Source organism: Gilliamella sp. Nev6-6, from assembly GCF_001690605.1.
Taxonomy (GTDB): domain Bacteria; phylum Pseudomonadota; class Gammaproteobacteria; order Enterobacterales; family Orbaceae; genus Gilliamella; species Gilliamella apicola_C.
In genome coordinates this window covers 19435-31064 of sequence record NZ_LZHP01000036.1, presented here as the reverse complement: position 1 = coordinate 31064, position 11630 = coordinate 19435, and the positions used below count along the sequence as shown (strand labels likewise).

Sequence of the window (11630 nt, the reverse complement as noted above, 5' to 3'; positions counted from 1 at the left end):
AGGACAAGCTGAAGATAGTTCCGATAGATATATCAGTATTGATAAGATTATCCCTTATTTAATTCGTCAAGAAAAGGAAGACTCTGATCAGTTTCAAGGCGATGGAGACTTTTCAATTGATGAAAAATCACGCCAAGTTAACTTAACTGAACGAGGATTAATAAAAGTCGAAGAGTTATTGATTAAACAAGGCATTATGAAGAGTAATGAATCACTTTATGCACCAAATAATATTGTTTTAATGCATCATGTTAATGCTGCTCTACGTGCCCATCATCTATTTCACCGCGATGTTGATTATATTGTTAAAGATAACGAAATCATCATTGTTGACGAACACACAGGTCGAACAATGGAGGGACGTCGTTGGTCTGATGGATTGCATCAAGCAGTTGAAGCGAAAGAACATGTTAAAATCCAAAATGAGAACCAAACACTTGCTTCAATTACATTCCAAAACTATTTCCGATTATATGAAAAATTAGCTGGTATGACAGGCACAGCGGACACTGAAGCATTTGAATTTAATCAGATTTACGGTTTAGATACAATTGTTATCCCAACTAATCGTCCTATGCAAAGAAAAGATCACCCTGATCTTGTTTACATAACTGAAATAGAAAAGATCAATGCAATTGTAGCTGATGTACAAAAATGTGTAAAAACAGGACAACCTGTTTTAGTTGGAACAGCTTCAATCGAAAAATCTGAACTAGTCTCACAAGCATTTAAAAAAGCAGGAATTAAACACAATGTGCTAAATGCTAAGTTCCATGCTCAAGAAGCCGAAATCATTGCTAATGCTGGGAGTAAAGGAGCAGTTACTATTGCAACTAACATGGCGGGGCGAGGTACCGATATTATGCTTGGCGGTAACTGGCAAAATGATATAGCAAAAATTGAAAACCCAACACCTGAAGATATCGAAAAGGCAAAACAAGCGTGGCAAACAAAACATGAAGAAATTTTAGCACTAGGTGGATTATATATTTTGGGTACAGAGCGTCACGAATCGCGCCGTATTGACAACCAACTACGTGGTCGTGCTGGCCGTCAAGGCGATCCAGGTGCTTCTCGTTTTTACCTATCACTTGAAGATCCATTAATGAGAATTTTTGCATCTGAGCGTGTGGGTAACATGATGCGTAAACTAGGTATGACAGATGAAGCTATTGAACACCCATGGGTAACAAAAGCAATAGCCAATGCGCAGAAGAAAGTTGAAAACCGCAATTTTGATATCCGTAAACAACTTCTTGAGTATGATGATGTCGCCAATGAACAACGTAAAGTAATTTATCGTGAACGAAACGACTTACTTGATAATACCGATATCAAAGATACTATTGATTCAATCCGAGGAGATGTATTCAATACCCTAATTGACCAATATATTCCACCGCAATCAATTGAAGAAATGTGGGACATTTCAGGGCTTGAAGTAGCGCTAAAAACAGATTTTGATTTGGATCTACCAGTGGCAAAATGGCTAGATGAAGAGCAAAATTTACATGAAGAAACATTGCGTGAACGCATCTTACAAATGGCAAAAGACAGGTACTTAGAGAAAGAAAATATTGCTGGTGCTGACGCATTTAGGCAGTTTGAGAAAAGTGTTATGTTACAAACACTTGATACTCTTTGGAAAGAACATTTAGCCGCCATGGATTATTTGCGTCAAGGTATTCATTTACGTGGCTACGCGCAAAAAGATCCAAAGCAAGAATATAAACGCGAATCATTTAATATGTTTGCTAGCATGTTAGAATCGTTAAAATATGATGTTATTGGTGTTTTGAGCCGTGTGCAAATTCGTTCACAAGAAGAAGTTGATGAAGCAGAACGCCAACGTCTAGCTGAAATGGAAAAACTAATGGCTAAGCAACAAGCTAATCATGAGTCAGTAGTGAGCATGAGTGGTGAAAATGAAAGCCAATCAGTAGCTCAACCGATAATGCGTACACAAGCTAAAGTTGGGCGCAATGATCCATGCCCTTGTGGTTCAGGTAAAAAATATAAACACTGCCATGGATCTGTTCAATAAGATAATAATTTAGTATGATTGAGCAAAATTGATGCTTAAATCGTCGATTAAGATCGACAAGAACTAAAAGGGAAAGGTTAAGCTTTCCCTAACCTAACTCATAGACAAACACAATTATGAAAAAACATACTGAAATTGCTGTAGGTATTATTCGTTCACAAAATTGTCAAATTTTTATTACCCAACGCGGTGAAGATTCCCATCTAGCGGGATTTTGGGAGTTTCCTGGAGGGAAAATAGAAGCAGGAGAAATACCCTATCAAACCCTACAACGTGAAATTGCTGAAGAAGTTGACATTCATATCCACCAAGCCCAATTCTTAAAAACAGTCGAACACAGTTATGATGATCGCGATATTACTATCTATGCTTATTTAGTAGAAGAATGGGATGGTGTTCCTTTTGCAAAAGAAGGGCAACCCAGCCGTTGGGTAGATCAGCAAGATTTAAATGCTGATGAGTTCCCTGATGCTAATCGACCAATTATCGAAATGCTTAAAAATTTGGATAAACAAATTTAGCCCATTTATAATGATTTAGTTTTAATTGCCTTTCTCATTATGCAATCTTATGTTTTAATGTGAGGGTATTTTTAATTTTTCATTATAAATTAATATGCCATATAGAACTACATAACAAGAGAGTTATACTGTGCACATTACTATCAAATTAAACTTTTAACCATAAACCGAAAGTCTTAAGCAACAAACTGAACAAAAACATACTAATCATATATTTTTATGGAAGATTAATTATGTGCTAGGAAACAAAATTTACATAATATATAATGCCGAGAATTTTTAATGTTACTTATCATTAAAAATTGTATTGTTAAAAATAATATTAAGGTTTTAATTGTTATGAAAGAATATAAGGTAGTTGTTTTCCAAGAAGGCGCATTGTCTTCATTACTTTTAGGCTCAGCGAATGCTAACGAGGTTAAATTTTCCGAATTTTTAAATCAAAATGCTAAAGATGGCTGGCGTGTAGTGACGATGGAAAAAGATATGCGTCGTTTATTTTTATTTTGGAAAAGGGAAGCCTATTTAATTGTAATGGAACGTGAACGCAACTAAGCTTACCTCTATAGGGGATAAGCTGATACCAGATTGGGAGACACAATATATCTATTAATTATATTGTATCTCCCACTAAATATGCTTAGTTAAGCCTAATCAATTACTATATTACCTATTGTCAAAAAGCTTAAGAAAGTACTACGCTTCAGTATAAAAAATTTTAAGTATTACGATTTAATTTTTGTTCTGCCAGAGCTAAAAAAACAATACCAATAATAATGAATAGCCCACCAAGCATACGTATAAATGCAATTGGCTCATCAAATGCAATAGCCGAAACCAACATTACCGTAACTAACTGTAAATGAGAAACGGCAAAAGCGGGGCCTACAGGTGCTTTTTTTAATAATATCATCCATGTGACAAATGCTCCAGTATACCCAATAATTACCAAATAAACCCACCTATGAGTAAAAATACGGATAAACCAATCAATGCTCATTTCAAGGGGCATCGCCGATAATGCGGTTAACTTAAAGCTTGTTTGACCAAACGTATCAAAAAACAATAGTAAGATAAACCCAATAATATAAAATTTTTTCATTACGTAAGTCCAACCAAAACTACGCCTATCGTAATAAAAAGGATACCAATAAGACGAAAGCTCGTCAGATGTTCCTTAAATAAAATCCGACCAGCTAGCATAACAGTAATCATATTAAATGATCCCAGTAATATTCCTTGAGATAATGGCACAGAGCTTAAAAAAGCTAGCCAAAAAATACAGCCAATAAAGTAAGCAGCAAAACCTAGCCATAACCAATAGTTACCAAAAAGTTTTTGCCAATAACGCAGGCCTTGCGTATCTTTGGAATTAATCGCTGCATATTTAAATGCAATTTGCCCGACAGTATCGCAGGCAATATTAATTAACCAAAGAGTAATGATCAAGATTGACACTGTTGACAAAACCCATGTATTTCTAGCACACTATGTTTGATTAAAAAATCAGATTGCTGTGCTAAATTTTTTAATTGATATTCGATATCTTGTGAATGTTTTTCGATGATCTGTTGGCATTTATCGCAAATAAATAAAATTGAAATATGTTCGGGATCTTGGAAATGTGGACAAATAATATAGCTATTGGTGGACTCCACTTTATGAATAAAACCTTGTTCAAGTAAAAATTCAAGTGCACGATAAATTGTCGGTGGTTTAGCCTGTGGTTCACTGACTTTGAGCAGATCTAAAAGATCGTAGGCACTCATTGCTTTATTTGCTGTCAGCATTATATCTAAAACAGTTCGACGTTGTGTCGTCAGTTTTGTACCTCGATTTTTGCATAAAGTTTCGATCTTTTCAATTAGCAGGTTATGCATTCGGTTTCCTTTGCCTTTCGTCATTGCTTTTTTGAGCGGCTTTTCTTCGTCTTATTTCTTTTGGATCATTGATTAATGTTCGGTAGATTTCAATCCGATCCCCATTTTTAACCAGTTCATTAACATCGCAACGTTTTCCGTAGATGCCAACTAAATTTTCATCTAATTTAATTTGACATTTTGATAAGATATTGGATTTTTTTATTGCTTGCAAGATGTTTGTTTTTTCGTCAACTTCACAATCAATAACTGTTACATTATTTGGTAATGCATAAACAATTTGAATATTTATCATTTTAATATATTTGCCTTGCTCTTTGTGAAAACGCATTGACCATATTAGTCATCAACTCTTTAAATATGGGAGTAAAAGCAATATCTAATAACTTATTTTTAAACTCAAAATCTAAGCTAAAACTAATTTTACTTTGACTTTCACTTATTGAAGTAAATTGCCATTTTCCCGACAGGTATTTAAATGGTCCTTCAAGCAATTTAATATCAATAGAATGTGGTTGATTAATTAAATTTATTGTAGTAAAAGCTTTTTTAAAGCCTAATTTTTCAACTTCAATAAACGCAGTCAACGTATTATCTTGTTTGCTAATAATACCAGTTGCGATACAATCGGGAACAAATTCGGGATATTTGGTAATATCATTGACTAAACTAAACATTTGTTCTATAGAATAAGGTTCAATAACCTCACGAAAAACATGTGCCATAAGAAATTAAATAAAAAAATAAAATTAGTAGCATATAATATCATGTAACTCTATAATATAGCATATTATGACTAAGAAAAAATTACACAAGCCGGGTGCGGCAACTATAGCTTTAAATAAACGCGCACGCCATGAGTACTTTATTGAAGAGGAAATTGAGGCGGGCTTATCTCTGCAAGGTTGGGAAGTGAAATCACTACGTGCGGGAAAAGCAAATATTAGTGATAGTTATGTTTTGCTTAAAGACGGTGAAGCATGGTTATTTGGGGCTACTATTACACCACTTAATGTCGCATCAACTCATGTTGTATGCGAACCTATGCGTAATCGAAAATTATTATTAAACGAAAGAGAGCTTAATTCCTTATTTGGTCAAATTAATCGCCAAGGTTATACGGTTGTTGCCCTTTCGCTTTATTGGAAAAACGCTTGGGCAAAAGTAAAAATTGGTGTTGCCAAGGGTAAAAAAGAGTACGACAAACGCACAGATATTAAAGAGCGTCAGTGGCAAGTTGACAAAGCACGGATTATGAAAAACGCTAACCGTTAATAATATCAGCATCGCTCTAACGGTGGCGTATAATTTGTGGTTTGATAAAAAAAGCTTTGTTTTTTAATTCTTTGAATTTAAGTAGAGCATCAATTACATCGACACAAGTGTAAGCCATGCTTTGAAAATCTTGAGCAATAGTATCAATTGGATAGTAAGAGTAATTCAGATAAATATTATAATCATAAGAACACAAATAGATTTGTTGTGGTTTAACTTCTACTTCCACTAAATAGCTAAGCACTTCTTGTAATATATTACATGAAGGAGTAAAAATAGCCTTTGGCAGTCGCCCTAATTTTTTGTGAAGCTGTTTGAGTAATTCATATCCTTTATTAGGACAATAGTCATCACTCAATAACCATTGTGAGTTGACGTTTAATCCAACCTGTTGAAGACCTTTTTTAAAGCCTTGCAATCTGGCTTCGATTGAAGTTAATTGTGTATCACACCCAATGAAATAAAATTCATCTAATTGTTTAGCATATGGATAAATTAGCTCTGCAACAGAGTGTAATGATTCACTCGTGATAAACGGCAATGAAGTATCTTTAATATAACGATCGAAAAACAATACTGGCGTATTTTGATTAATATCAACATAAAACTCATCACTATTTAATGAAGTAACGACGATCATAGCATCAACTTTTCGTTCAATTAAGTTTTGTGCCACTTTAATTTCTATTTCTTTATTATAATGACTACAAGTTATTAATAATTGTATGTTTTTTTGTCTAAATGAAGATTCTAAATAGTGCAAAAACATGGAAAAAAAAGAATTGGACATGTCTGGAACTATCACGCCTATGGTATCCGTACTATTTGCTTTAACCAGATATTGGCGAATATGAGCTTGATCACTGTACTGTTCTGCGATGGATAGAACGCGTTGCCGTGTTTGTGTTGAAATGCGATATTTTTTATCTCGTTTATTAAAAATATGGCTGACGGTCGTTGCCGACACGCCAGCCAAACGAGCAATATCATTGATTTTTAATTTATTACTCGCCATAGCACTATTCCCTTTATATATCAACGAGGAGTTCGTTGTTGCTTGTTAGGAAATATTGGATTGCAATTAGCCGAAGGATTTTGGTACCAATACGCAACACTAGCAATATCGTCACAACGTTCATACAATCTTATATCATCGTTACCTATTTGTTGAAATGCAAGTTTAATATTTTTGTGAAATGCAATAGGATCAGGTAAATGCCAACGATATAGCCCATGCATTGGTAGAGCATCATCACCAAAACCGTGTACAGGATTAGCATCCCCTGTTTGAAAAAAGTCACGCGTTGCATCACGATTGGTTTGATATGGATAACCCATAAATAACGTTTGAAAGCATTTAGCTGATGGGCGACCTTGCTTATCACGATTATGGAATGCCCATGCACCACCAAAATAGTCTTCAGATCCTGTTGAATGTTGAGTTGGATATTCGCTATCATCATCAAGGTAAAACTTAAACTCTCCTTCTCCCCACCAGTAACGTTCCAAAGCGGTTAGAGCTAAGTAAGTACCGACATAATAACCATGCCCTTTGATATTATCTAATAGCACATAATCTTCGGCATAATTAGTTACTCGTTGCCTACGCCATTGAGCATGAAAATAAAGTGGAGCCTCAAATGGTTTTGGCATTAAGGCATAATTAATAGTAAAGAAGAAATGCTGTAAATCAGCTTCATGTTCATTTTGAATTTCAATTCTCGCTTTTTTATTAAATGGCATTCTAAAATAACTATTAAATCCCCCCGTAGGATTAACTACGATTGGCATTGAATTAATATCACATCTTGCTCCAAAACCATTACAAAAGAAATCACCAATCGGGCTTTCGACTGATGGCACTGATTCATCATCCCAGTAAATGCGAATAACAACATCACGTAACACAAAACTACCGCAATGTGTTCTATCAGTTAAGGTAAACCACATATGACGAATTTCTGCAGGCCCTGAAATTTCGGCAATAGTGACTGTTTTACCAGCAGGAATTGAAATGCATCCCTGTCCTTTACGGCTTGGACCTAAAATGCTTGCTTTCATGCAAGATTTACCTTTTTCTCCTGTCATATTTTCTGGCGAAATAGTTCTAGTCTGTTCAAAGTGAAATTGTGTTACTGAATTATATATGTTCATTATCAATCCTTACTAATGTTTATAAAATGCAATTTGTTAAAACTATTTATATTTAACTAATTTTTTTATTTATGTATTTTGCTTTTTTATCACCGCATAAAAAGAAAATAGCAAAAATCATAAATCCTAAAACGACTAACCCAAGATGATTAAATGTTGTTGATGCACCATTGGTATCATAAAAATCACCGACAAGAGTAGAAAACAAAATAACACCAACAGAGCCTGCAACCTGATAACCGATTAAAAAGACGGTTGCTGAAAGACGAGCATTAAAATTAATATCAATATATTTAAATACGGAAACTAAAATGGTAGAAATCTCTAAACAGTGCATAAGTTTAATGATTGAAATAATGGCAATGCTACTAACATGCCCTGTAAGGAAGATGCGCGAAGCTGAAATAAATGCAGCAAAAATCAAAGCATTTTTTGCCCCAACACGATTTACAACGAATGGCACGCAAAACATCACAGCAGCTTCTAGAAAAACTTGAAACGAGTTCAAGATACCATATAAGCGATAGCCATCATTTACATCTTCAAATTGCTGAGTAAAATAAACAGGAAACAATTGCTGATCATAAATATTATAAAGACTATAGGTACCAAGCACATAAACAACAAATATCCAGAATTTTTTCAGCGCAAAGACAGACATAATTTCGTTAAAACTTAATTTGTCCTTTTTCTGAAAAATTGCTTCAGATGATTTGTTTAAATCTGGTTTAAAATTAAAATTTAGAATCATAAAACAGATTCCTACGACTGATGCAGCCCAGAAATTCAAATGAGGATTTATGCTAATCAAAATACCAGCAATAAAAGTACCTACAGCATAAGCAATACACCCCCAAGTGCGACATTGACCAAATTCAAATCCAAATGCTCGGCTGATTTTTTCACAATAGGAGTCAATTAATCCCATTCCAGCAACCCAACCAAACCCCAAAAAGAAGCTACCAAAAATAACGCCAATATAAAAACTATGCCGTAATAGAGGTTCATAAACATAAATTAATGCAGGAGCAGCACAGGTAATAATGATACTTTGAAACCAGATAAGATGTTTTTTCAGAACTAATTTATCCTGATAAACACCATACACAATCATAATAATTAATGAGATAAAGTAATTAAATGAATAAATAATGCCTGTCTGTTTTGCCGTTAAACCAATCTCCTTACTTAGCCATATGGCATAAAATGAAAAGACGAAACTACCTGCAGCGTAATACATAAAACTGTAACATGAAGCAAACCAATAAGTTGGTTTGTTATAAAATGCGTTTGTCATAATTTATCCTATAAAAAGTGAACCACTGCAATTGAGTATGCAGAGCTAAAAATTTAGCTTTAAAGGGTTTATTGGATAAATGTGATCAACATCAAAATTATTTTATTAACTTAGATAAGAAAAATTATTGTGCACAATTTTATTTTAAAAAAAATTAATAGGTTAAAACAAAAGGAGTGAAAATTTTATAGAAAGAAATAAAACATTATATTTGACTAAATTCTGATATAAACCGATAGGAAAAATTTTTATGATCTTATTAGCGTTATTTTATATAAAAAATAACGCTAATATATTACGGATTGACATATTCCGTGATGTCATAATAGGCTAACGTTGATCATCAATAGTAACCCCTGTTGGTGGGATAAATTTAAATTTATTTAAATCAACTTTACCTAACACTTGGTGAGACAAGTCATAAAAACTACGCTGACCATCTTCTTCAATTATCGTAAAATTTGAGATCATGCCAGTTGGTAAAACCGAAATGACAAAGTCTTGATTAGAACCATCTGTTGGCTTAAGTGTAAATGAATTCTGCTTACGCGTTACATTATAAGCATTCCAAATCGGATTATGGCTATCAGAAATAAGTAACATTAAACGATTATCAACGGCTTTTTTCAAATTCATGACACTCACTTGCTCAACAGCTGGCGTATAAACCCAAAGACTTTCACCATCTGAGATAATTGATGTTACATCAGGCTCATTCATTGTCCAATTAAAATAATAAGGCCTTGTCACCCATAAATCGCCTTTTCCTTGTTGAACAGGTTGATTATCGACAGTTTTTACATCCTGTGAAAACTGAGCATAAAAGCCATCAATTTTATCTAGGCGTTGTTGCAAAACTTCTTTATCGTTTGCCCATGCTGACGACATACTAACCAATAACCCAATTAATAATAAAAATTTTTTCATGATAAATCCTTATGTCTGCGTCCTAGAAAATAACTGTATTCTAAAAAAACTGTTAACAAACTAAATTTAAGTAAGAATATTAGCTTTTTTCGATTTATGCGGAAAGCTATTTTATTTTTCACTTATTGATTAACAAGTATATAATACGTTTAATATCGCAAAGAATGGATACAGTGTATCATGCCTAGTATGTCTTTTGAATTTACAACTGATGAATTTAAGCCTCTAGCAGCAAGAATGCGCCCGAAGATCTTATCACAATACATTGGGCAAACACATCTATTAGGAAAAGAAAAACCACTTTCAAAAGCCATTGAAGCGGGTAATTTACATTCAATGATTTTATGGGGACCACCAGGTACAGGTAAAACCACGCTTGCTGAAATTATTGCTCACCATGCTAATGCCAAAGTTGAGCGTATTTCGGCGGTAACTTCTGGTATCAAAGATATTAGAGAAGCAATTGAATGTGCCAAAATTAATCAACAATCAGGGGTAAGAACGATCTTATTTGTTGACGAAGTCCATCGTTTTAATAAAAGCCAACAAGATGCTTTTTTACCGTATGTTGAAGACGGCACCGTCACATTTATTGGTGCAACGACGGAAAACCCATCTTTTGAATTAAATTCAGCATTATTATCTCGTGCTAGGGTCTATTTACTTAAATCATTGAGCAATGATGATATTGAGCAAATTTTGCAACAAGCGATGGAAGATCCCGATCGTGGTTATGGCAACCGAAATATTACTCTACCAGAAGAAACAAAAAAACAAATTGCCGAATTCGTTGGTGGTGATGCTAGACGAGCGCTTAACACTCTTGAATTGCTTGTTAATATGTCGGATGGCAAAGCATTAACACCTGAATTACTAAAAGAGGTCATTGGTGAGCGAAGTGCAAGATTTGATAACCAAGGTGACCGTTTTTATGATCTTATATCAGCTGTTCATAAATCAATTAGAGGCTCAGCCCCCGATGCCGCTCTTTATTGGTATGCAAGGATAATTTCGGCTGGTGGTGATCCATTATACGTAGCACGTCGATTATTAGCCATTGCATCAGAAGATGTTGGTAATGCTGATCCAAGAGCCATGCAAGTAGCTTTAGCTGCTTGGGACTGCTTTACTCGAGTTGGGCCAGCAGAAGGTGAGCGGGCTATCGCTCAAGCCATTGTTTATCTTGCTTGTGCACCTAAGAGTAATGCTGTTTATCTTGCTTTTAACCAAGCGATGAAGGATGCAACATCCAAACCAGATTATGATGTCCCTGAACACCTACGCAATGCGCCAACCAGTTTGATGAAAAATTTAGGTTATGGTGCGCAATATCGCTATGCTCATAATGAGCCCAATGCCTTTGCCGCCGGAGAAAACTATTTTCCCCCTGAAATGGCCGATACAAAATATTACCATCCAACAATGCGTGGTGCGGAAAAAAATTATGCCGATAAACTAGCATGGATAGAAGAACAAAATCGCACAAGCACCTTACAACGCTACAAATCTAAATAAAATAGCTAATTTTATAC

The 11630-nt window shown here is 34.5% G+C and carries 14 protein-coding genes; 5 read left to right on the top strand and 9 right to left on the bottom strand.

Annotated elements, in window-relative coordinates:
• The 3 genes from secA to A9G42_RS04960 form a co-directional block, all read left to right on the top strand.
• Positions 1-2044 (top strand): preprotein translocase subunit SecA (gene secA, locus A9G42_RS14285; protein ID WP_065652802.1); only part of this gene is annotated, 2044 nt, incomplete at its 5' end.
• A gap of 116 nt (positions 2045-2160) precedes the next feature.
• Positions 2161-2565 (top strand): 8-oxo-dGTP diphosphatase MutT, encoded by a 405-nt coding sequence (gene mutT / locus A9G42_RS04965; protein WP_065567613.1) that lies wholly within the window; start codon positions 2161-2163, stop codon positions 2563-2565.
• A 339-nt stretch (positions 2566-2904) separates the two neighbouring features.
• The gene (locus tag A9G42_RS04960) at positions 2905-3120 is read left to right on the top strand and encodes a DUF4177 domain-containing protein (protein WP_065567776.1); all 216 of its coding nucleotides are present in this window, start codon (positions 2905-2907) and stop codon (positions 3118-3120) included.
• Positions 3121-3283: 163 nt separating this feature from the next.
• Here A9G42_RS04960 and A9G42_RS04955 read toward each other — a convergent pair whose 3' ends face one another.
• Genes A9G42_RS04955 through A9G42_RS04935 form a run of 5 tightly spaced genes read right to left on the bottom strand, consistent with a single transcriptional unit; the run spans position 3284 to position 5170 of the window.
• The gene (locus A9G42_RS04955; protein WP_065567612.1) at positions 3284-3667 is read right to left on the bottom strand and encodes a DMT family transporter; all 384 of its coding nucleotides are present in this window, start codon (positions 3665-3667) and stop codon (positions 3284-3286) included.
• A complete protein-coding gene (locus A9G42_RS04950; RefSeq protein ID WP_065567611.1) occupies positions 3667-4023 on the bottom strand; it encodes an EamA family transporter in 357 nt (118 codons plus the stop codon). The genes A9G42_RS04955 and A9G42_RS04950 overlap by 1 nt, the downstream gene beginning before the upstream one ends.
• Positions 4011-4445: a zinc uptake transcriptional repressor Zur gene (gene zur / locus A9G42_RS04945; RefSeq protein WP_065652801.1), complete on the bottom strand. Its 435-nt coding sequence runs from the start codon at positions 4443-4445 to the stop codon at positions 4011-4013. Before zur ends, A9G42_RS04950 begins: the two co-directional genes overlap by 13 nt.
• A complete protein-coding gene (locus tag A9G42_RS04940; RefSeq protein WP_065567609.1) occupies positions 4438-4740 on the bottom strand; it encodes an RnfH family protein in 303 nt (100 codons plus the stop codon). Before A9G42_RS04940 ends, zur begins: the two co-directional genes overlap by 8 nt.
• A gap of 1 nt (position 4741) precedes the next feature.
• Entirely contained in the window at positions 4742-5170 is a 429-nt protein-coding gene (locus A9G42_RS04935) for a type II toxin-antitoxin system RatA family toxin (protein WP_065567608.1), read from the bottom strand.
• Between the two features lie 67 nt (positions 5171-5237).
• On the opposite strand from A9G42_RS04935, the gene smpB reads away from it, so the two are divergent.
• Entirely contained in the window at positions 5238-5720 is a 483-nt protein-coding gene (smpB, locus tag A9G42_RS04930; protein ID WP_065567607.1) for an SsrA-binding protein SmpB, read from the top strand.
• A gap of 16 nt (positions 5721-5736) precedes the next feature.
• Here the strand turns inward: smpB and A9G42_RS04925 are convergent, their stop codons facing one another.
• The 4 genes from A9G42_RS04925 to lolA form a co-directional block, all read right to left on the bottom strand.
• Complete coding sequence (locus tag A9G42_RS04925; protein WP_065581661.1) at positions 5737-6735, bottom strand: substrate-binding domain-containing protein; 999 nt, start codon at positions 6733-6735, stop codon at positions 5737-5739.
• A gap of 20 nt (positions 6736-6755) precedes the next feature.
• On the bottom strand, positions 6756-7874 hold the full coding sequence (locus A9G42_RS04920; RefSeq protein WP_065581662.1) for a glycoside hydrolase family 172 protein: 1119 nt from the start codon (positions 7872-7874) through the stop codon (positions 6756-6758).
• Positions 7875-7926: 52 nt separating this feature from the next.
• Positions 7927-9171: an oligosaccharide MFS transporter gene (locus A9G42_RS04915; RefSeq protein ID WP_065581663.1), complete on the bottom strand. Its 1245-nt coding sequence runs from the start codon at positions 9169-9171 to the stop codon at positions 7927-7929.
• Between the two features lie 330 nt (positions 9172-9501).
• Positions 9502-10098 (bottom strand): outer membrane lipoprotein chaperone LolA, encoded by a 597-nt coding sequence (gene lolA, locus A9G42_RS04910; RefSeq protein ID WP_065652800.1) that lies wholly within the window; start codon positions 10096-10098, stop codon positions 9502-9504.
• A gap of 180 nt (positions 10099-10278) precedes the next feature.
• On the opposite strand from lolA, the gene A9G42_RS04905 reads away from it, so the two are divergent.
• On the top strand, positions 10279-11613 hold the full coding sequence (locus tag A9G42_RS04905; RefSeq protein ID WP_065652799.1) for a replication-associated recombination protein A: 1335 nt from the start codon (positions 10279-10281) through the stop codon (positions 11611-11613).
• Positions 11614-11630: the final 17 nt, after the last annotated feature.

Coding starts and splice junctions, on each gene's coding strand:
- lolA (WP_065652800.1), bottom strand. CDS start 10,098: ATGAAAAAATTTTTATTATTAATTGGGTTATTGGTTAGTATGTCGTCA.
- A9G42_RS04905 (WP_065652799.1), top strand. CDS start 10,279: ATGCCTAGTATGTCTTTTGAATTTACAACTGATGAATTTAAGCCTCTA.
- zur (WP_065652801.1), bottom strand. CDS start 4,445: ATGCATAACCTGCTAATTGAAAAGATCGAAACTTTATGCAAAAATCGA.
- A9G42_RS04960 (WP_065567776.1), top strand. CDS start 2,905: ATGAAAGAATATAAGGTAGTTGTTTTCCAAGAAGGCGCATTGTCTTCA.
- smpB (WP_065567607.1), top strand. CDS start 5,238: ATGACTAAGAAAAAATTACACAAGCCGGGTGCGGCAACTATAGCTTTA.
- mutT (WP_065567613.1), top strand. CDS start 2,161: ATGAAAAAACATACTGAAATTGCTGTAGGTATTATTCGTTCACAAAAT.
- A9G42_RS04920 (WP_065581662.1), bottom strand. CDS start 7,874: ATGAACATATATAATTCAGTAACACAATTTCACTTTGAACAGACTAGA.
- A9G42_RS04915 (WP_065581663.1), bottom strand. CDS start 9,171: ATGACAAACGCATTTTATAACAAACCAACTTATTGGTTTGCTTCATGT.
- A9G42_RS04925 (WP_065581661.1), bottom strand. CDS start 6,735: ATGGCGAGTAATAAATTAAAAATCAATGATATTGCTCGTTTGGCTGGC.
- A9G42_RS04940 (WP_065567609.1), bottom strand. CDS start 4,740: ATGATAAATATTCAAATTGTTTATGCATTACCAAATAATGTAACAGTT.
- A9G42_RS04935 (WP_065567608.1), bottom strand. CDS start 5,170: ATGGCACATGTTTTTCGTGAGGTTATTGAACCTTATTCTATAGAACAA.
- A9G42_RS04955 (WP_065567612.1), bottom strand. CDS start 3,667: ATGAAAAAATTTTATATTATTGGGTTTATCTTACTATTGTTTTTTGAT.